Source organism: Gammaproteobacteria bacterium (assembly GCA_003696665.1).
Taxonomy (GTDB): Bacteria; Pseudomonadota; Gammaproteobacteria; order Enterobacterales.
Genome location: RFGJ01000494.1, coordinates 1 through 19,715, shown reverse-complemented (window position 1 = coordinate 19,715; position 19,715 = coordinate 1). Strand labels below are relative to the sequence as shown.

Sequence of the window (19,715 nt, the reverse complement as noted above, 5' to 3'; positions counted from 1 at the left end):
CGTCTTGCCATTCATGGCAGTGATCAAATACTGGTGGTCGATGGCGACAATAAGCTCCGCACACGAACGCTTGCCCCAATCCGTGGTGACCGCGAATACGTCTATGTGAAGTCCGGTATCGAATCTGGTGACCGTCTCGTCACGACACCTTTGGAATCATGGGTCGATGGCATGACCGTTCGCATCGCAGAAGCGAAGCCATCAGGTCATGGTGACGCCAAACACAGCGCGTCTGAGGAAGGTAAGGCCGCGTCATCGGAGCCAGTTGACAAGGCGGTTGTCGCCGAGGAGGTCGACAATGCACGTTGATCAGACACGCCAAGGAATCATTGCTTGGTTTGCGCGTAACAGCGTTGCCGCAAATTTGCTGATGTGGTTTGTGCTCGTGGCTGGCCTGGTCAGTTACTTCGGCATCAATAAACGCATGTTTCCCGAGTTTCAACGTAATTGGATTGTGGTCTCTGTCGCACTGCCGGGGGCAGCGCCTGCCGACGTCGAGCAGGGCGTGATTCTGAAGATTGAAGATGCCATTCGTGACGTGAATGGCATTGAGCAGGTGCGTTCTTCAGCCAGTGAAGGCTTTGGCATGGTGAGGGTGGAGGTCGATAATGACTTCGATCTCAATGAAGTGCTCAACGAGATTAAGATGCGTGTGGATGCGATTTCCACCTTTCCGGATCAAGCAGAAAAGCCGATCGTCGCCAAGGAAGAGCGAACCAATCAGGTGCTATGGCTCGCGTTATATGGCGACATGGACCGACGCTCACGACAAACATTGGCCGATGAAATCCGAGATGAAATCGCCGCATTACCTTCGGTCAATCAGGTGAGTGTGGTGGGCAAACGGCCCTACGAAATGACCATCGAAATTGACCAGAACCGGCTACTGAAATATGGGTTGACGATATCCGACATTACCAATGCCATTCGCCGTTCGTCATTGGATCTGCCGGCGGGAAGCCTCAAGACAAAAGGGGGAGACATCCGTGTTCGTACCCTCGGGCAGGCCTACACTGGCCAGGAGTTTGCCAATATCGTCGTGCGCACCACGTCCGATGGTACGGAGCTCAAATTAAGTGACGTGGCGACCATCCGGGATGGATTTGTCGAAAGTGATGAGTATTCACATTTTGATGGCAAACCAGTGACGTCGATTCAGGTGTTGTCGATCGGCGATCAAAATGACATTGAAATCGCGGAAGACGTGAAGCGTTATGTCGAACAAAAGCGTAAGACGTTGCCTAAAGGGGTGAACCTCGAAGTTTGGGGAGACACGTCCTACTATTTGAAAGGCCGCCTTGACATGATGTGGAGCAATCTGTTTCAAGGCGCGATTCTGGTCTTCTTGATTCTCACTTTGTTTCTCAGGGTTCGTCTTGCTTTTTGGGTGATGCTTGGCATTCCCATCAGCTTTATGGGCGCTTTTTTGGTCATGCCGAACCTTGGCCCTTGGGCGGTGAGCATTAACCTCCTGAGCCTGTTCGCCTTTATCTTGGTGTTAGGGATTGTGGTGGATGATGCCATCGTTATCGGGGAAAGCATTTATACGACCATCAAAAAAGACGGACAGTCCGTCGACAATGTCATCATTGGTGCACAACGGGTGGCGACGCCGGCCACCTTCGGCGTCTTGACGACCATCGCCGCTTTTGCACCGACACTGTTCATTGACGTCGGGCCGTCGGTATTTTTCACTCAAATATCAATTATCGTCAGTCTGTGTTTACTATTTTCCTTAATGGAGTCCAAACTAATCTTGCCGGCGCATTTGGCGCATATGAAATTTAAACCCTATGACCCCAAAAGCGCCAATGCGTTTGAGCGCTTTCAGCATGCTTTCCGCGATGGGTTTGAGCGATTTGTGCAGACTCACTACCGTCGCGCGGTCGGCTGGACGACGCGCTGGCGGTACCCCACTATCGCGACCTTCTTCGGTTTGGTGATTATGGCCAGTGGGCTGGTCACCGGCGGTTTGGTACGGACTGAGATATTTCCGACGGTGCCTAGCGACTTTATTCAGGTCAATGTGGTGCTCAACGATGGCGCATCAGTGGCCATGCGAGATAATGTTCTGTCTCGGGTTGAACAGGCCGCTTATAAAATCAGCGATGAGTGGGACAAGACGCATCCCGAGGAAGGTGGCTTTCTCAAGCACATCATGCTATGGACGAATGGCGACACCGGTGGCAACGTGTTCATGGAGTTGACCAAGGCAGAAACGCGAAGCATCAATGCGTTTGAGATTGAACGCCGTTGGCGGCGTGCGGTCGGGGAGCTGCCGGGCGTTAAGGAAGTGAGATTTTTTGCTGGCACCAATGTCGGGGGCGGGGCCGCCTTGTCTTTCAAGTTGACAGGACGCAACTACGATCAGCTTGAACGTGCGGCCAGTCAGTTGATGGATCGACTCAAATCTTATGAGGGCGTCTACGACGTTCGCAGTAGTTTCAGTTCAGGCACTCAGGAAATCAAACTGAAAATCAAACCGGAGGCAGAGCCGCTTGGCTTGACGCAATTGGAGCTAGGCCGCCAGGTCCGTCAAGCCATTTACGGCGATGAGGCACAACGCATTCAGCGAGGTCGAGATGAAGTGAAGGTGATGGTGCGCTATCCACGCGAGCTTCGACAGTCACTTTATGATTTGAAGCGTATGTGGATTCGCACGCCAAGTGGTCAGGCTGTGCCGCTCATGCAGGTGGCAGAGCTTGAGATGGGCGCCGCGTATTCGACGATTAGCCGTCAAGATGGGGCGCGTGCCATTCGTGTCATGGCGGACATCAATCCGGACAAGGTGGAGTCGGACCAGGTACTGCGGGACGTCTATCGTAACGTGCTGCCGGAAATCTTAAAAGATTACCCGGCGGTCAAGGCCGGGCTAACCGGGGCAAGCGAGGCGCGTCAAGAGCTTGGCACGGCCATTGCCAAGGCGTTTGCCCTCTCATTGTTCCTCATTTATGTGCTTTTGGCCGTACCCTTGAAATCCTATAGCCAGCCGTTGATCGTGATGTCGGTGATCCCATTTGGTGTGATTGGGGCGATTATCGGTCACTACCTGATGGGGTTCAGCTTAAGCATGATGTCGCTTTTTGGCATTGTTGCCCTTGGTGGTGTGGTGGTCAATGACTCGTTATTGTTGGTCGACTTTGTCAATCGCGCCCGAGACACAGGCACTATGTCGGTAGTGGAAGCGGTTCAAGAAGGCGCGTGCCAACGGTTCCGGGCGGTGGTTTTGACCTCGCTGACAACCTTTGCCGGCTTGCTCCCCATTTACTTTGAAAAATCCTTGCAGGCGCAATTCATCATTCCCATGGCCATTTCGTTGGGGATGGGCATTCTGTTCGCCACGGTCATCACGCTGTTCCTAGTGCCAGCATTGTATGCGACACTCGAGGATTTCAAGCGATGGGTGAAAACACTGCGTGGTTCTCAACCATTCGCGATGGAGCAGGAATGATCAGAATGGAGGCGATAAGTAATCGCGGGGCGTTTGCCCCGCAATCCGTCATTGATGTGCGACTTGTGTCTTTTGAGATAGTTGTCTTAGCCAGTCGCTGAGCAGCCGCTTTTCAAAACGCAAGCCATCGGCTGGTGTTTTTTTGGGCACGCGCCGCAAGAAATCCATATCTTTTAGCGTCACAGTGTCCTGTGCCACCATGTTATCTCCCTCATACAGCCGATAACGCAAAACGATTTTTGGAAAGTCGATGTCGCGAACGATGCGCCGATCCTGACCTTCGACCGGCCACACGTGACCAGCCAAGTCGACGTCAAGAACCTCAACCTCAAGACGTTGATCAGGCGCCAGATACCGTTTGGCTTCACGGCGTAAGTGCGCTTCCAGTCGCGCCAATATCTGTCCACGATGCTTGTCGGGAGCGCCAATGGTTTCCTGTACGTCTGTGTACTTCTCAGGGTGAACCCATTGCACGGATACCTGCGGCGTTTTGGCCGTCGCAACTGCCGCAGTCAACAGCCCGCACATGATGATAGATAGTCGTGTTCGGTTCATAGGCCACCTCCTGTTGTGTTTGTGGTCAACCGCATACAACGCACTACCCTGCATTCGGTTGACAGCGCGTTTCTATTTTTCGATTGGCCGGTTTTCCGCCTGCCATTGATTCATATCGCCTGCGAGGTGATAAATTTTCTCAAACCCGGCTTTTTCCAGCATATCGATGGCCAGTTTGGCCCGACGACCGGAGCGACAGTAGACCACGATTGGTTGGCTCCGATATGGCATGAGGGTATTGAGCTTTTTCTCAAGCTCGTCGTGCGAAATATTGATCGCGCCCGGGACGTGCCCTTGCAAGAATTCATCTGTGGTGCGTACATCCAATATGACGAGTGTTTTGTTCTGGGATTGCTGCGCGAGCAAGGCATCGGCGGAGATCGTCTCAACCTTAGACAAAGCAAGACTTGGCAACACCAGTAAAACGCTGAGCAGAAACTTCACCATGGTACATCCTCCGAAGTGGCTCCTTGTCAAGGATAGATGATACCAAGATTGTCTGCACGAAAGACAACGTCGCGATGTTATAATCCCTGACCTTCCTGTGCCCGGATTGCTCGCAGTCATGCGCCTGAACCCCAAACAACAGGATGCCGTCAGCCATATTCATGGGCCGCTGCTCGTACTCGCCGGTGCGGGTAGCGGCAAAACCAGTGTGATCACAGCGAAGATTGTCCACCTGATCCGCCACTGTCAGTATGCCGCCCATGAAATATTGGCGGTGACCTTTACCAATAAAGCAGCGCGTGAGATGAAAGCGCGCGTGCAAGGTGCGCTCAATGCTGCTGAGGCAAGAGGGCTGAACGTGTCGACGTTCCACCATTTTGGCTTGCAATTCCTGCATCAGGAAATTCACCAGACGCACCTTCGGGCAGGATTTTCTATCTTTGATGAGCAAGATGCGCTGAATGTGATCAAGGAGTTGCTGCCAGCGGATTTGGCGGCAGACAAGGTTTTTACCAAATATGTACAGTGGCAAATCGGGCAGTGGAAAGGTGAATTGATTGAGCCGGAAGAGGCACTGAAGACGGCGCTCGATCAACAAACGCAGGAAGCGGCGCGTTTGTACGCCAGCTATGAGCGTGTATTGGCCGCCTACAATGGGGTCGATTTTGATGATCTGATTCGCTTGCCGGTCAAACTGTTGTCGAATGAAACGATCCGTGCCCGCTGGCAACAGCGGATACGCTACCTATTGGTTGATGAATATCAGGACACCAATGTGGCGCAGTATCGTTTGATGCGCCATTTGGTCGGTCAACGCGCAAAGTTTACCGTGGTCGGGGATGATGATCAGTCAATCTATGCGTGGCGTGGGGCTAACCCAGAAAATTTGGCGCAATTGAAGCGGGATTTCCCGAACCTTGAAGTGATCACTTTGGAGCAGAATTACCGTTCGACGGGCCGGATCCTCAAGGCCGCCAACCATTTGATCGCCAATAATCCCCATTTGTTTGAAAAAAAACTGTGGTCAGAACACGAATTTGGTCCACCGATACGCGTGGTGTCCATGCCGAACGAGACGGCCGAGGCTGACTATGTGGCGGCCGAAATCATGCGGCGTCGATTCAATCGAACATTGAATTACGGCGATGTTGCCATTTTATATCGGGGAAATCATCAAGCACGTATCTTCGAGCAGGCCTTGATGAATCAACAGATTCCTTACCGATTAACTGGTGGCACTTCTTTTTTCGCCCGCAAGGAAATCAAGGATGTTCTGGCTTATTGCCGCTTGCTGGCTAATCCCGATGATGACAATGCGTTTCTCCGCATCATCAACACTCCGACTCGAGACATTGGTCCTGCGACGTTGGAAGCACTCGCCAATCACGCCCGAGCAACACAACAAAGCTTATTTGCCGCCCTTTCGGCATCGGAAGTTCCCGAAGGTATCACCCAACGGCGGTGGCAGCGACTGACGGAGTTTCGACAGATGATAGACCGCATACGCGCTGAGTTAAATGAGCACGCGCTTGAAAAGTGTCTGAAAGATTTGTTGGCGCAGGTGGACTATCGTCATTGGCTCGTCGAGAACGCGAGCAACGAAAAGGTGGCCACGTTCCGCTGGCAAAACGTGTTGGATCTGATTGACTGGATAGATCGCCTTAGCTGTGACGACGAAGGCCAAGCGCGGACATTGGCGGACATCGTGCAACGACTGATGCTGTTTGATCGCCTTGAGCGTCTCGATAGCGATGAAAAGCAGGATCAAGTGCAACTGATGACGTTGCATGCGGCCAAAGGGTTGGAATTTCCGGTGGTCTATCTGGTTGGGTGTGAAGAAGAACTGTTGCCACATCGCACGGCCATCGAGGAAGATACGATTGAAGAGGAGCGCCGTTTGGCTTATGTGGGAATTACACGGGCCCGACAGGAATTAATACTGACCATGGCACAAACGCGAAGACGTTTTGGGGAGGTCATCACTTGCCAGCCCAGTCGGTTCTTAGATGAATTGCCACCAGAAGACCTGCAATGGGAGAATCCGCATGCTAAGCTCTCGGACAACGAGCAGCAGCAGGTGAATCAGGCCAACCTGGCCGCTTTGCGGGCACGACTGGGCCGCGCTAAATCTTAAATTGTTCCACCTGATGGCTGAGTTCTGCCGCCAACCGCGCCACTTCTTCGCTGGCCGCCAGCGTTTTATCGGAGCTTTGTGCGCTGACATCCATATGCTCGTTGATTCTGCGGACAAGTAGCTCAATGCTGTCGGCGAGCTTTCTTTGCGCATCGGCGCTCTGCTCACTGGCGGCATTGCGCGCCACAATGCTTTGTACCGCATCCACAATCGCGCTCAAGGCAGCATTGATGCGTTCGGCATGACGCACGGTTTCTGAAGCACTTTGTTGGCTCCGCTCCATTTGGCTCACCGCCTGTGCCACCCCTTCGTGCAGCGACGCAATGGTCGCTTGAATTTCTTCGGTCGATTCATGGGTCCGTTGTGCCAGTGCCCTCACCTCATCGGCCACGACGGCGAATCCGCGACCTTGTTCGCCAGCACGCGCGGCTTCAATGGCCGCATTGAGTGCGAGCAAGTTGGTTTGTTCAGCAATCGTACGGATGACCTCGAGCACTTGGGCAATATTATTGCTTTGTGCTTTGAGGTGATTAATGGTGGCTACCGATTCGCCAATTTCGTCAGATAATTGTGAAATGGCTTGGCTGGCCTCGAGCACAGTTTGTCGACCGCGTTGTGCTTCGGTATCCGCATGTGATGCCGCGTCGGCCACTTGAGCGGTATTCTCCGTAAGCAGCTTCACCGAGTCGTCCAGCTCCCGTGTCAGGCGGGTGATTTTGTCGGCATCTTCGCGTTGTTCGTCAAGTGACTGATTGGCCTCTCTGGCCAGATGGCGAAGGTGTTCGGCTTGGTGACTGACCTCGACCGCCGTGCTTGAGACTTTACCAATCAAATCATGCATGCGCTCGCTCATCGCATTAAAATCGCGCGCAAGCTGTGCCATTTCGTCTTTCGTATAAATTTTGACGCGGGCTGTGGTGTCGCCTTGTGCCAGACGCGCGGCGGCTCTGCCAACCGAGTGAATGGTGGCACGGATACTGATCGACATACCGACAAACAGATAGAGGACAGCAAGCAGTACGATCAGTGTCGCCGCCACATAAAATCTCAACTTGCCTTGCAAGGCTTCTAGACGCGCCAACAGTCGCCCTTCGAAGAGATCACGTGCCGCTTGATATAGGCTCATCCACGCATCATGAAGTTTTTGTGCGTGCTGCGCCACTGTGTCCGGCGCGACTTGCACCTGAATCGCTTCAATGAGCTCCTGATTGACAAAATCGGACCAATTTGGAATGACTCGCAGGGCGGCATCCAGCTTGGGGGTCAGTGTTTTGGCAATATCGGGGTCGAGCGAAAACGCATATTTGAGTCTGAGCGCAGCGGTTTCCTGAAAAGCCGTCAAGCCATCAATACTGTTGGCGAGCGCATCGTAAGTGGCTGAGGCAATGGGATTTTGAGTGACCGCATACATTGTCACTGCGCGGCTGTTGGCAAACTTGTCGAGCGCTTCGGGAATCATTGACGTGATGGTTTGGCCAAGATAGAACGTTGATGAGGTCCCGTCATTAAGCAGATCACACTCATCCGCAACCACTTTAAAAAGATCATGAACTGCTTGCGAAATGGGAGAGAAACTTCGAATGAGGTCGTTAAGATTACGAGCTGATGTCGTCACACGGCCTGTTGTGTCTTTGACCGTGTTTGACAGGGCTGTGAGTTTTTGTTGCCATCGGCTATCGGCGCGACAACCGAGTGGTGACGCCATCGCGCGCAGCTGTTTGGCCAGTGCATTCACACTGAGTTCCGCCGCATTCTTGTGGGGGGTGTCAAATTTCAATGTGAGAAGGAGATGGGTGCGCTGAACTTGGTGGGCGAGCGCGAGCGCTTGGTAGACGTCATCCAAGCGTTGAAGGCCCCTGAGCTCATTCCGGGTGCGTTCAATCCGATCGGAGATTTGTTCGACCAAGCCATAGCCCACTATCACGATAGGAATCAAAAATAATAGTGTCACCAGACTCAGCTTTAGTCCGTAGGTGAGCTGGTTCATAAACACGACGGCAGGTCGGAAAAAATCTTTCATTGGGCCATGCACAAGTCGGTTTTTCTTATAGGTTTGTACATAATCGGCCAAATTTCAAAGATCTTAAAGAAAAAAGCGGCCGAGGCCGCTTTTTTCACAACAGTATTGCGCTTTTATTGTACCTGCTTGAGCAGATAACTGACGGCAGCTTTGATCTCGTCGTCACTACAGTCCATGCACAAGCCTTTTGGCGGCATGGCATTGAACCCTTGCAGTGCATGTTTGACGAGGGTGTCTTTACCTTTGGCAACTCTTGGCGCCCAGTCTGCCTTATTGCCAATCTTCGGGGCGCCAGCCGCGCCAGAGGCATGACAGCCTGCGCAAAAGGTATTTACGATGGTTTCGCCGGAACGTGCCGCTTTTTCATTGCTGCCCGTTGACGCCGTGACGTCTGGCACTTTGTCGCCTACTTTGTATACCTTGCCAACTGGGGCAGTTCTTTTATCAATATTCTCAGGGTCGAGGTGATGGGCCAGTGCCAAACCACAAACCATGCTCAATGTGACCAACAAGGTCTTGGAACGAAAATTCATGGGCAGTAACCTCTTTTTTCTCTGCTGATGTCTGCTCGGGCCAAGAATTGGTCGTGATTATAGCGATAATTAGGCTAGAATGGAAAATATCTTGAAGCTATGGCAACATGCCGGGGAATGGCGACTGTCCGAGAGATGGTGGTTGGCGGCACACTGCAATAAGTAAAAATTTTATGAATAAAACAGAGAATGGTTCATGTGGGGAAAAGTCATAAAATCTGCGGCTGAACATTTGACAGTGGGGGCAGTTTCAACGGAGACAGGGATTTATGCCGCTATGGTCACACGTGGGCAGGCTTATTATCATGCGTTCGCGCCTGCCGATTGGCCAATGGTGGCAACGTGGATCCGAAGTCAGGCAGGCCGTCGTACATCAGCGAAGATTCGACTGGTACTGGATTTTGATCAATATCAATTGTTTCAGGCGCAACGGCCGGATGACAATGTGCCGCAGTCAGATTGGCGTCAGATTTTGGCGTTGGCGGTGCGCGATCGTTTGGAGTATCCCGTCAACGAATGTCAAATTGACTATTTCCCATTGCCGGATGATGTTCGCGGCGCTCACGAGCGCGTCAACGTTGTGGTGGCGCATAAACCGCGGCTCAAAAAATTGGTTGATGCGATACACGACGCCGACCTAGATATCGATGCCATCAGTGTGCCGGAGTTGGAGCTCCGTCACTTGTTTTCCAGCGATCTTGGTGAAGAGGTCGGTAAGGGACTCTGTGTGACTGCGCCTCGCAAGGAACGGATAGCCTTTTTATTGTACCGAAACAGTGCCCTCTACATGACCAGAACGCTCAGTGGCATGCGGGCGTGGGAAGAATACCTGATGCCGGACGATCTGGATGTGCGGGAATCACTGCTTCTCGAAATGCAGCGTACGCTCGATTTTTACCAGACACAGCTCCAGCAGCCGCCGGTCAAACTCGCACTGGTGCCTGATTGGGGTGGCATGACGGATGATCTCGCCGGTTATCTGGCCGCGAATTTGGGGATTGAGATCAAGGTGTTGACTTCGCCGACCTTGGGCGACGGAAATGATCACCCCGACATCAGGCGAGCCTTGACGTTGGCAGATGCGGCAGCGCGAGTGGTGGAGGATGGGCATGGCTGACACTCAGCAAAGGGTCAATTTGTATTATGGCGATTTGTTACCACCACCAGAACGGATACCCATTGTGTATCTTGGGTTGGCCGTGGTGGTCGGGCTCGTGATCGCTTTTGCTGATTTCTGGTGGGCGTATTCTGAGCTCAGTGCGGCGTACGAGAAGCGCGAAGCGACGCAAGCGCAGCAGGCAGCGCTGAAGGCGCAATTGACGCGCTTGGAGTCACAAGTGCCGAGTGCAGTGTTTCGTGCGAGGATGACACAACGGATTCAACGATTGCAGCAAATGTTGGCAAAATCGCAAGGCACCATTGAGCTCATCAATGACTTGCAAAAACGTCAAAAACTGAAATATTCCCAGCTGCTGACAGACCTGGAAAAAATTCCCGATCAAGTGTGGCTGACTGCGTTTCGCGTGGACCATCGAGGGTTACGTCTGGAGGGAGCAACCCGGAAAGACGAACAGGTGGCAGAAATGATTCGGCGTTTGCAAGGTATGCCGAGTACCACACATTTGCAATATGGTGTCATTCGACTGGAGGCGGACAAGAACAACCGCTCGTTGAGACATTTTGTGGTCGCGCCGCTTGGAGAGAAAGTCAATGAATCGAATAATTAAACAGTGGAAACAGCTGGGTGACCGCGAAAAAATCGCGTTCCTGATTTTAATGCCGCTGCTTGCCGTCGCCGTGGTGGATTTTATTTGGGTGCAGCCTATGGCCAAGCAAACCAAAGTGGTCCGTTCGGAAATTGTTTCAATGGCTGCGGAAAACGGTCGGCTGGCGGAACAAGTCGCGAGCGTGCAGCAAACACTGGCGTCATCTGGGTCCGTCGAGAGTCTGCAAACCAAAGTTGATACGCTGTCGGCGCAAGTGGCCTTGCAGAAAAGCAAAATTCGCCAATTGACGAATGCACTCATTCCGCCTGAACGTATGGCGAGTGTTTTGCACGACGTCTTGAAACGACGTGGCAAGTTACAAGTGGTCTCGTTACGCAATTTGCCGGCCGAGCCGTTGCAACCTGCCGTGGTCGAGTCGGACGACAATGACCACAATAAGGACACTGAGGCGGCCCTTGTCTATTTGCATGCGATTGAGCTTGTTTTGCGTGGGCGGTATGCGGATGTCAAAGCTTATGTGAACGACCTGGAAAATTCAGAACATCATTTTATATGGGACGGTTTGCGTTACGAAGTCAAGCGATATCCATTTGCGGAAGTGCGTTTGACATTGGCTTCGTTGAGTGACAGGCCCTTTTTAATGGGGATGTCTGAGGCGGAGGGGCACACCAATGCGTTGGATTAGTTGTATTTTCTTCAGCTTGGTGGTGTGGGCAACGATGGCTGAGGCGCGTGACCCGACCCAGCCCCCGGGCGGCAGCGCGCCCCAAAAAATCAAGACAAAGTCGCTTAAATTGACAGGTATTTTTCAAGGCCGACAGGCTCGAGCCGTGATCAATGGCGAAATCTTTACCGTTGGCGAACGTCGACATGGGATTGAGCTCCTGAAGGTTGAATCAGGGCGAGTCTTGGTGAAATGGCATGGGACAAAGCAATGGTTGACCTTGGTTCCGACAAAAGTGAAAAGAAGAGAACGCAAATGAAGCGCATACAAAAGACATCGTGGAGAAGGATAACAAGATGCACGTGGGCCATGACGGCGATGTTGGCTGTGGCGGGTTGCCAAAGTTGGTCGGTGCACGAGCCCACCACAAAAGCAACACCAGCAGCGGACATACTGCGCAATGCCGCCAGTCAGCAACAGATTTCTGAGGCACAGGTGCTTGACGAGCTTGTGCCACCAGCACAAACGGTGGCGACGCCACCGCCGGAGACACGTTTCGATGTGAATGTGGACTCCGTGCCAGCGCGACAGTTTTTTCTCAGTTTGATGAAAGAGACGCCCTATAACGTGGTGCTCGCGCCTGGCGTCGATGGAAAAATCACTTTGCATTTGCGTGGCGTGACGGTGCCTCAGGTCATGGACATCGTGCGCGATGTCTATGGTTATGAATATCGGTTTGAACGGGGCGTTTATACGATTTTGCCCATTCAGCCGCGTACAGAAATTTTTCCGCTGGAGTACATCAACTTGAAACGCCTTGGCCGGTCGAGTACACAGGTCAACTCAGGCCAGGCGAGCAGTGGCCAGCAAGGTGGTGTCGTCGGTGCTGCCTCAGGTAGTGCGTTCAGTGGGACGGCAGGGCGCAGTCAGAAAACGGGGCAATCGATCCAAACCCCACGTTCCACTGAGATCGAAACGCAGACCGATGCCGATGTCTGGAAAGAACTGGAAAAAACACTGCGCATTCTGGTGGCAGACTCGAAAGGTGCGCAGGTGGTGGTCAGTCCGCAAGCCGGTGTCGTGGTGGTACGAGCTGAACCCAGAGCGTTAAGACTGGTTCGTGACTATCTGCATATGTCGGAGAAAAACCTGTCAAGGCAAGTGATTCTCCGTGCGCGCGTGTTGGAAGTGACGCTTAATCATGGGCAAGAGACAGGGATTGACTGGCGATCGTTTGGCATTGTCAATTCCAATAACACGTTGAATCTGGCGCAACTGGGTCAACCGGTGGCCAGCAATAATGCCAATAATCCCTTGCAAGGGATTTTCTCTGCGGTTTACCAAAAAAGTGACTTTACTGCGGTGCTTGAGTTGCTGCGCACGCAAGGCAAGGTGCGGGTATTGTCCAGCCCCCAAATTTCCACCTTGAACAATCAAAAGGCGGTCATCAAAGTGGGGACGGATGAATTTTTTGTCACCGATGTCTCTACGACGACAGTCGCGGGTACGGCCACCTCGACCATCACGCCTGATGTCACCTTGACGCCTTTCTTTTCGGGGATCGCACTGGATGTGACGCCGCAAATTTCACGACGCGGTGATGTGATTTTGCACATCCATCCGAGTGTCAGTGAAGTGCGCGATCAAACCAAAGTGCTCAAACTCGGCGATGATGAGTTTACCTTGCCGCTCGCAATATCCTCGGTGCGTGAATCGGATACGATTGTACGCGCCAAGTCTGGGCAAATTGTCATTATCGGGGGCTTGATGCAAGAAAAAACCGTGGATGATACCGCGGGTGCCCCAGGCTTATCGGATGTGCCAGTCCTTGGCCGGTTATTTGAACAGCGTAAAAAGCAGGTGCAGAAAAGCGAATTGGTCATCCTGCTGAAAGCGGAAGTGGTTCAACCTGATACGTGGCAGCAGTACCTGAGTGAATCGGCTGATCGTATCGAACAGTTGGAGACACATTGATTACGCATGTACTTATACCACTTTGGCTTTCGTGAATTTCCGTTTGGGTTGACGCCAGATACCGATTACTTCTGCGCGTTGCCAGCCCATGTGGATGCCATGAATACATTACTTGTGGCATTGGCAACGGGAGAGGGGTTTGTCAAAGTGGTTGGTGAAGTTGGTACAGGCAAGACATTGCTGTGTCGTCGATTACTCGACAAATTGGAAGCCAGCCATCATTGTGCTTTTATTCCTAATCCTTACCTGTCAGCTGAAGCGCTCCGCTTCCAGCTCGCCTCCGAATTAGGATTGCGTGTGGCGCGCGATACAGAACAGGGCCGGCTGACCAACATGATCGAACGACGTTTGATTAAGTTGCGGGGTGAGGGCAAGCCGGTTGTCTTGATTGTGGATGAGGCACAAGCTTTGCCTGACGAGACGCTGGAGGCGTTGCGCTTGTTCACTAATTTGGAAACGGAAAAAAGAAAACTTATGCAGGTGGTGCTTTTTGGCCAACCGGAATTGGACGCACGCCTAGCGCAACCGCATCTTCGGCAACTGCGCCAGCGCATCACCTTTTCATGTCATTTGCGGCCGTTGAGTCGAGCAGAGCTGAAGGCCTACGTGCATCATCGATTAAGTGCAGCCAGAGCCAATCCAGCCCATCCTGTACCAGTCACGCTGTCTTGGGCTGCATGGCGTGTGCTTCATGCGTACAGCCGCGGGATTCCAAGACTCATTAACATTTTAATGCATAAGGCGTTGATCATCCTGTTTGGTGAGCGTCGCTACCAGATCAAGCGCCGACATATTCGATTGGCGGCATTGGATACCGATGATATCCACCTGTCTTGGCTGGCGGGCATGTGGAGGCGAATCTGATGAGTGTCATCAATCAGATGTTGAAAGACCTCGAGCGACAAGAACAAGGGATGAAAGCAGGTCCTTTACCCTTGGAGGCGCCTATCGTTGATGAGCCACCCAATCGGCGAAAAAAAATCATTTGGTTGGGCTTGGGGCTTGTACTGTTGCTCGCTGCGTATTGGTGGGTGCGCTGGTCTGGGTCTGTGCCAGTTCATGCGGCACTGCCTGAGACGGCAGCACCTCAGGTAGAGGCGCGCGTGCCAAATAATGCCGCACCGCGGCGCCACGCCCCTCGTGCCGAGCCAGTCATCAACGACGCGATGGCGTCTGGACCCGAGAAGGCGCAGACAAAGCCAGCTTTGCCATCTGAACCGCCCTTGTCCCATTGGGTGAAACATTCTACGGGCGGCCAGTTCGAACAAGTTGCCTTGAGCAACGAGAAAGCGAATCATGAAGCGCGAGTAAGCAAAGATGGCCCCATTATCTCGGAGCCTCACCGGCCCTTGGACAAAAGGGCAATAACGGACCGTAAAGAAAATGCGGAACACAATCGTCGCGAGACCTTGTCAGCCTCTGACACACCGGCGGTCACCATAAACAAGTCGGCGTCCCGCACCACACAGGCGGAAATGCTGTGGCGTCGCGCGCGCATAAACCCAGATAGGCAAGAGGCTTTGTTGCGTGAAGCACTGCAGTTGAAACCCGATTTGTTGGGCGCCCGTATTGAACTTGTGGCTTATCTTGTGGCCCATCAGCGTCTTGATGAAGCGGAAGCCGTTGTCGATGAGGGACTCTCAATCGTGCCGTCGGCCGCTGTCCTCCGAGAATGGAAAGCCAGGTTCCTGATGGGACGAGGTGATGTGCAAAATGCGTGGAAGTGGTTGGCGGCCTCCATGCCACAACCGTTTGCAGAATACATCAGTTTTTACGGACTGAAGGCCGCGTTGGCGGCGAGACTGGAGAAGCCTGCGTTGGCCGCCTCGTTATATCAGAAGCTGGTGGAGGTTCAACCAAAAGAGGCAAGGTGGTGGCTTGGACTCGGTTTGGCGCACGAGCGCCTCCAGCAATCACGGGCGGCAATACAGGCATATGAAAAGGCATTGGCAGCGCAAGGGTTAACACCGAAAAGTCGTGCTTTCGTGCTGCAGCAGTTGGCGCGACTCCAACAGACAGGAACGCACTGAGTATGGCAATACAACGCATACGTTTGGGAGATTTACTGGTCCAAAAAGGCCTGATCACCAAGGCGCAGCTTGAAGCGGCACTGGAAGAACAAAAGAAGACCGGGCGGAAGCTTGGTGCCACCCTCATTCAGATGGGGCTGGTCAGCGAGCACCGCTTGTTGTCGTTGCTGTCCGATCAGCTCAAAGTGCCTTTCATTGATTTGTCCAATTTTGAAATTGATCCCGACAGTGTCAGAAGGCTGCCGGAAACGCTGGCGCGTCGGCACCGGGTGTTGGTGTTGGGCAAAAAAGACGACGGTTATTTGTTGGGGATGGTCGACCCAACGGATCTGTATGCCTTGGACGAGGTGCGCGAACGGCTGGGTGTTCCGGTGTATCCCGCCATTATTCGGGAAGCTGACTGGCTTGCAGTGGTCGAACAAGTCTACCGTCGCAGCGATGAAATTGATTCGTTGGCGGGCGAACTGGATTCTGTCCTCGCCGCCAGCGATCTCGAAATGGCTTTGGCCCAAACTGAGGTGGGTGATGCCATTGAAAATGCGCCAGTGGTGCGGTTGTTAAAAACGTTGTTCGAGGATGCTGTCGCAGCGCAAGCTTCCGACATCCATATAGAACCGGAAGAAAAGGTCTTGCGTATTCGCCAGCGAATTGATGGTGTGTTGCAAGAGCAGGTTTTGGACGAAAAGCGTATTGCGCCGGCGTTGGTACTGCGCTTGAAAATCATGGCTGGCTTGGATATTTCGGAAAAACGCTTACCACAGGATGGCCGCTTTGCCATCCGTGTGGCGCAGCATGAGGTGGATGTGCGGATTGCCACCATGCCGGTGACCCACGGTGAGGCCGTCGTCATGCGGCTTTTGGATCAGAGCCGTGGCATGATGACGCTCGAAGAATTGGGCATGCCAGAAAAAATAGAGCATCGTTTTCGCCAGTTGGTCAGAAGTCCACATGGCTTGGTGTTGGTGACAGGCCCCACTGGCAGCGGTAAGACCACGACCTTGTATGCGGCGCTGCGATTGCTCAATAGCCCGACGCGGAAAATTATCACCGCGGAAGATCCAGTCGAATTTCGCATTGAGCGCGTCAATCAGGTGCAAGTGAATCCCAAGGTGGGGCTGACGTTTTCAAATATTTTGCGGGCTGCTTTGCGCTCAGATCCCGACGTCATATTGATTGGTGAGATGCGTGATCAAGAAACGGCGGAAATTGGACTGCGGGCGGCGATGACCGGCCATTTAGTGTTGTCAACGCTGCATACCAATGACGCGGTCACCACGGCAATGCGCCTGATCGACATGGGGGTCGAGCCATATTTGGTCGCATCGGCTTTACGTGGTGTCATGGCACAACGTCTGGTCAGGCGAATTTGCCAAGCATGCAAAACCGAATATGCGCTGGATGAGAATGACCGGGCCTGGCTCGAAGCGCGGTTCCCTGAGCTATTGGATCGTCCGTTCTACCACGGGCGTGGTTGTCACCATTGCCATCAAACGGGCTATCGGGGGCGCATTGGCATCTATGAGTATCTGGAGATGACGCCGGCGATCGCGGATGCTCTTCGGCGCGGTAATCCCGCAGCCTTTGCGGAAGCGGCAAGTGCCAGCGAACTGTACAGGCCGTTGGTGGAATCGGCCATCAGCTGTGCGCTGGATGGCGTGACCACTCTAGACGAGGTCTATCGCGTCACTGAAGCCCCGGAGGAACGTTAAAATGCCACATTTTCGCTATCAGGGAAGGACACCGAATGGCGAGCTGGTCACTGGCGAAATGCCAGCCGAGAGTCGCGATGAGCTGGCCAATGCGCTGCTGGCTCAGAATATCGCCTTGATTTCGGCGGAGGTATTAAAGCCTTCTTTGCATTTGGATTTGCGCCGCAAGCCAAAAGTGGAGCTGGAAGACAAGGTGATGTTTTGTCGACAACTGCACGCCTTGCTCAAGGCTGGTGTCCCTACGGTGCAGGCGATTAATGGCCTTAGGCGTTCGACTCACAATGAGACGCTGTCTGAGGCCCTGGAGCGTGTTGAACAGGCGCTCGAAAGTGGTCTTCCCTTGGCCGCGTCACTGCAAACCGAGCGAGCCGTCTTCGACGACTTGTTTGTGGCCATGGTCCATGTTGGAGAGAACACTGGGCGTCTCGATCTCGCGTTTGCCCAGTTAGCGCGTTACCTGGAGTTGGAGCGCATCACCCGGCAACGCGTCAAACAAGCACTTCGTTATCCCATCATGGTGGTATCGGCCATTGTCATGGCCGTCATTATTATCAATATTTGGGTGGTGCCCCAGTTTGCCGGTCTGTTTTCCAAGCTAGGCGCTGACCTGCCATTGCCGACGCGCATTTTGATTGGGATGTCCGATCTGATTCGTTTTTACGGCATTTATTTGGCGCTCGGTTTATTCACTGCCGGGTATCTATTCTGGCGATGGACGAAGACGCCGACTGGGCGATTACGCTGGCATCAGAAGTTGCTGCAACTGCCGATTTTTGGCCCGCTTTTCACGCGCGTGGTGTTGGGACGGTTTGCGCGCACTTTCTCGATGACCTATGCGGCAGGCTTGCCCATCCTGCAGGCGCTGATCGTTGTGGCGCGGGCAGTGGCCAATGCTTGGGTTGAGCAAAAGGTGCTGCAGATGCGCGCCATGATTGAACGAGGCGAATCTTTTACCCGAGCGGCGGCCGCTTCAGAACTGTTCACGCCGCTGGTAATGCAAATGATTTCCGTCGGCGAAACGACGGGTAGTCTGGATAGCCTGCTTGATGAGGTGGGCGAATTCTACGAACAAGAAGTTGAATATAGCGTCAAGCGTTTGGGCGATGCGCTTGAGCCCATCTTGTTGACCGTGATTGCGGCCATGGTGTTGCTATTGGCGCTGGGGGTCTTCCTGCCGATGTGGGATATGTACGGTCTGGTCATGGGCAAAAAATAGCCATGTATCGGCAGCTTAAGCACCTGCGACTGGCACTTGCCGTTCTTGGACTCTTGGTGGCACTGGCCGTCTTGCTGGGTTATGCCAATGACTGGCTCAAACAAAGTGAATATGTCAAAGTCAATCAGCAATTGCGAAATCTCGAATCCGCGCTTCGCTGGCGCTTGGCACAGGCCATCATCGACGGCGATACCGACGCCTTGCAGCGGCTGTCAACACAGAATCCATTTATGCTGTTAGAAGCCCCTGAGCATCAGGATTACGCAGGATTGGTTCTGAGCGAACAGTGGTCTCATTTCCCCGTCGGCAAATGGGGTTATGATCCGGTCCGCCATGAAATTGTCTATCGATTGCGTCATCCAGAACTGGTGAAAAAGAAATTCCCCCCCCCCGATCAACTGCGATGGCGAATTGAGGTGCAGTGGGTCAAAGATCGTTTCAGTGCCCGACAAAGTGTTAAGCGGGCCCACGACATACGGATCGTGGTCGCGACAGAATTTTCGTGGCAGCTAAAAAATAAACGGATACAATGAGTAACCCTAAGAATGTGAGATGATTTCTCGCTTGTTTGAACTAATATTATCCCTTATAGTTGTTACAAACCCTTAAGAGGACGGATGAGTGATGCAAAATCATCGAGGATTTACCCTAATTGAGTTAGTGGTGGTCATTGCCATTATTGGCATTTTGGCCGCGTTAGCGCTGCCAAAATACATCAACGTACAACAAAATGCGCATAATGCGGCGATTCGGGGCACAGGCGGCGCCTTGGCGTCGGGCATTGCGTTGGCGCATGCTCAGTGGATAGCCAATGGCGGGGTGGCCAATCCGGCCACTGGCAGTCAAGATAATTTGGTTGGTTTTGGCGATAACACCTTGGATATGACTGATACCGGAGCAGGGGCAGCCCAATCCGGTTGGCCTGCCAGCACCAATGGCAATAACTCTGACAATCCCACAGCGGGCCGCTGTGTGCAGATTTGGCAGGCAGTACTACAGGCAAGTGCGCCGAGCGTAGGCACCTCTGGCAATCCAGCCAACAATGACTATCAAGCTTCCGCCAGTGGCACTCAGTGTATTTATACGTATTTGCTCGATGGCCGAGGGTCGACAATCGTTTATGACTTGTCAAATGGCAATGTGGTGACCACAATTAACTAGTCCTTTCATTCGTTTACGAGGAGTCTATTATGAAAAAACAAACAGGTTTCACCTTGATCGAATTGGTGATGGTGATCGTGATTTTGGGCATTTT

Annotated in this window: 19 protein-coding genes; 15 read left to right on the top strand and 4 right to left on the bottom strand. The window is 53.0% G+C overall.

What is annotated here, in order from left to right:
- Both D6694_12060 and D6694_12055 read left to right on the top strand, forming a co-directional pair.
- Nucleotides 1-309 (top strand): hypothetical protein (locus D6694_12060; GenBank protein ID RMH38672.1); only part of this gene is annotated, 309 nt, incomplete at its 5' end.
- Nucleotides 299-3,451 carry an efflux RND transporter permease subunit gene (locus D6694_12055; GenBank protein ID RMH38671.1) on the top strand — a complete coding sequence of 1,051 codons (3,153 nt, stop codon included), beginning with the start codon at nucleotides 299-301 and terminating at the stop codon, nucleotides 3,449-3,451. The genes D6694_12060 and D6694_12055, both read left to right, overlap by 11 nt.
- 48 nt (nucleotides 3,452-3,499) lie before the next feature.
- On the opposite strand, the gene D6694_12050 is transcribed toward D6694_12055, so the two are convergent.
- Together D6694_12050 and D6694_12045 are read right to left on the bottom strand one after the other, a co-directional pair.
- The gene (locus tag D6694_12050; GenBank protein ID RMH38670.1) at nucleotides 3,500-4,060 is read right to left on the bottom strand and encodes a DUF3016 domain-containing protein; all 561 of its coding nucleotides are present in this window, start codon (nucleotides 4,058-4,060) and stop codon (nucleotides 3,500-3,502) included.
- Between the two features lie 18 nt (nucleotides 4,061-4,078).
- Entirely contained in the window at nucleotides 4,079-4,573 is a 495-nt protein-coding gene (locus tag D6694_12045) for a rhodanese-like domain-containing protein (protein ID RMH38669.1), read from the bottom strand.
- Here D6694_12045 and D6694_12040 point away from each other — a divergent pair.
- On the top strand, nucleotides 4,572-6,587 hold the full coding sequence (locus tag D6694_12040) for an ATP-dependent DNA helicase Rep (protein ID RMH38668.1): 2,016 nt from the start codon (nucleotides 4,572-4,574) through the stop codon (nucleotides 6,585-6,587). The genes D6694_12045 and D6694_12040 overlap by 2 nt on opposite strands.
- Here D6694_12040 and D6694_12035 read toward each other — a convergent pair.
- Both D6694_12035 and D6694_12030 read right to left on the bottom strand, forming a co-directional pair.
- Nucleotides 6,577-8,658, bottom strand: a complete 2,082-nt coding sequence (locus D6694_12035) for a methyl-accepting chemotaxis protein (protein RMH38667.1) — start codon at nucleotides 8,656-8,658, stop codon at nucleotides 6,577-6,579. The two genes, D6694_12040 and D6694_12035, sit on opposite strands and share 11 nt — an antisense overlap.
- Nucleotides 8,659-8,720: 62 nt before the next feature.
- Nucleotides 8,721-9,140 carry a cytochrome c5 family protein gene (locus D6694_12030; GenBank protein RMH38666.1) on the bottom strand — a complete coding sequence of 140 codons (420 nt, stop codon included), beginning with the start codon at nucleotides 9,138-9,140 and terminating at the stop codon, nucleotides 8,721-8,723.
- Nucleotides 9,141-9,336: 196 nt separating this feature from the next.
- Between D6694_12030 and D6694_12025 the strand changes: the two genes are divergently transcribed.
- The 12 genes from D6694_12025 to D6694_11970 form a co-directional block, all read left to right on the top strand.
- A complete protein-coding gene (locus tag D6694_12025; GenBank protein ID RMH38665.1) occupies nucleotides 9,337-10,257 on the top strand; it encodes a hypothetical protein in 921 nt (306 codons plus the stop codon).
- Nucleotides 10,220-10,867, top strand: a complete 648-nt coding sequence (locus tag D6694_12020; protein RMH38664.1) for a hypothetical protein — start codon at nucleotides 10,220-10,222, stop codon at nucleotides 10,865-10,867. Before D6694_12025 ends, D6694_12020 begins: the two co-directional genes overlap by 38 nt.
- On the top strand, nucleotides 10,851-11,552 hold the full coding sequence (locus D6694_12015) for a hypothetical protein (protein RMH38663.1): 702 nt from the start codon (nucleotides 10,851-10,853) through the stop codon (nucleotides 11,550-11,552). Before D6694_12020 ends, D6694_12015 begins: the two co-directional genes overlap by 17 nt.
- Nucleotides 11,539-11,850 (top strand): hypothetical protein, encoded by a 312-nt coding sequence (locus D6694_12010; protein RMH38662.1) that lies wholly within the window; start codon nucleotides 11,539-11,541, stop codon nucleotides 11,848-11,850. Before D6694_12015 ends, D6694_12010 begins: the two co-directional genes overlap by 14 nt.
- Nucleotides 11,784-13,505 carry a pilus (MSHA type) biogenesis protein MshL gene (mshL, locus tag D6694_12005; GenBank protein ID RMH38661.1) on the top strand — a complete coding sequence of 574 codons (1,722 nt, stop codon included), beginning with the start codon at nucleotides 11,784-11,786 and terminating at the stop codon, nucleotides 13,503-13,505. Before D6694_12010 ends, mshL begins: the two co-directional genes overlap by 67 nt.
- A 6-nt stretch (nucleotides 13,506-13,511) precedes the next feature.
- Complete coding sequence (locus D6694_12000; GenBank protein ID RMH38660.1) at nucleotides 13,512-14,369, top strand: AAA family ATPase; 858 nt, start codon at nucleotides 13,512-13,514, stop codon at nucleotides 14,367-14,369.
- On the top strand, nucleotides 14,369-15,535 hold the full coding sequence (locus D6694_11995; GenBank protein ID RMH38659.1) for a tetratricopeptide repeat protein: 1,167 nt from the start codon (nucleotides 14,369-14,371) through the stop codon (nucleotides 15,533-15,535). Before D6694_12000 ends, D6694_11995 begins: the two co-directional genes overlap by 1 nt.
- A 2-nt stretch (nucleotides 15,536-15,537) precedes the next feature.
- Nucleotides 15,538-17,244 carry a GspE/PulE family protein gene (locus tag D6694_11990; GenBank protein RMH38658.1) on the top strand — a complete coding sequence of 569 codons (1,707 nt, stop codon included), beginning with the start codon at nucleotides 15,538-15,540 and terminating at the stop codon, nucleotides 17,242-17,244.
- A 1-nt stretch (nucleotide 17,245) separates the two neighbouring features.
- Complete coding sequence (locus tag D6694_11985; GenBank protein RMH38657.1) at nucleotides 17,246-18,460, top strand: type II secretion system F family protein; 1,215 nt, start codon at nucleotides 17,246-17,248, stop codon at nucleotides 18,458-18,460.
- A 2-nt stretch (nucleotides 18,461-18,462) separates the two neighbouring features.
- Complete coding sequence (locus tag D6694_11980) at nucleotides 18,463-18,993, top strand: hypothetical protein (protein RMH38656.1); 531 nt, start codon at nucleotides 18,463-18,465, stop codon at nucleotides 18,991-18,993.
- A 91-nt stretch (nucleotides 18,994-19,084) separates the two neighbouring features.
- Nucleotides 19,085-19,621: a prepilin-type N-terminal cleavage/methylation domain-containing protein gene (locus D6694_11975; protein ID RMH38655.1), complete on the top strand. Its 537-nt coding sequence runs from the start codon at nucleotides 19,085-19,087 to the stop codon at nucleotides 19,619-19,621.
- A gap of 29 nt (nucleotides 19,622-19,650) precedes the next feature.
- The coding region (locus D6694_11970; GenBank protein RMH38673.1) for a prepilin-type N-terminal cleavage/methylation domain-containing protein at nucleotides 19,651-19,715 on the top strand (65 nt) is incomplete at its 3' end.

Coding starts and splice junctions, on each gene's coding strand:
- D6694_12055 (RMH38671.1), top strand. CDS start 299: ATGCACGTTGATCAGACACGCCAAGGAATCATTGCTTGGTTTGCGCGT.
- D6694_12050 (RMH38670.1), bottom strand. CDS start 4,060: ATGCAGGGTAGTGCGTTGTATGCGGTTGACCACAAACACAACAGGAGG.
- D6694_12040 (RMH38668.1), top strand. CDS start 4,572: ATGCGCCTGAACCCCAAACAACAGGATGCCGTCAGCCATATTCATGGG.
- D6694_12045 (RMH38669.1), bottom strand. CDS start 4,573: ATGACTGCGAGCAATCCGGGCACAGGAAGGTCAGGGATTATAACATCG.
- D6694_12030 (RMH38666.1), bottom strand. CDS start 9,140: ATGAATTTTCGTTCCAAGACCTTGTTGGTCACATTGAGCATGGTTTGT.
- D6694_12025 (RMH38665.1), top strand. CDS start 9,337: ATGTGGGGAAAAGTCATAAAATCTGCGGCTGAACATTTGACAGTGGGG.
- D6694_12020 (RMH38664.1), top strand. CDS start 10,220: ATGCGGCAGCGCGAGTGGTGGAGGATGGGCATGGCTGACACTCAGCAA.
- D6694_12015 (RMH38663.1), top strand. CDS start 10,851: ATGAATCGAATAATTAAACAGTGGAAACAGCTGGGTGACCGCGAAAAA.
- D6694_12010 (RMH38662.1), top strand. CDS start 11,539: ATGCGTTGGATTAGTTGTATTTTCTTCAGCTTGGTGGTGTGGGCAACG.
- mshL (RMH38661.1), top strand. CDS start 11,784: ATGGCATGGGACAAAGCAATGGTTGACCTTGGTTCCGACAAAAGTGAA.
- D6694_12000 (RMH38660.1), top strand. CDS start 13,512: ATGTACTTATACCACTTTGGCTTTCGTGAATTTCCGTTTGGGTTGACG.
- D6694_11995 (RMH38659.1), top strand. CDS start 14,369: ATGAGTGTCATCAATCAGATGTTGAAAGACCTCGAGCGACAAGAACAA.
- D6694_11990 (RMH38658.1), top strand. CDS start 15,538: ATGGCAATACAACGCATACGTTTGGGAGATTTACTGGTCCAAAAAGGC.
- D6694_11985 (RMH38657.1), top strand. CDS start 17,246: ATGCCACATTTTCGCTATCAGGGAAGGACACCGAATGGCGAGCTGGTC.
- D6694_11980 (RMH38656.1), top strand. CDS start 18,463: ATGTATCGGCAGCTTAAGCACCTGCGACTGGCACTTGCCGTTCTTGGA.
- D6694_11975 (RMH38655.1), top strand. CDS start 19,085: ATGCAAAATCATCGAGGATTTACCCTAATTGAGTTAGTGGTGGTCATT.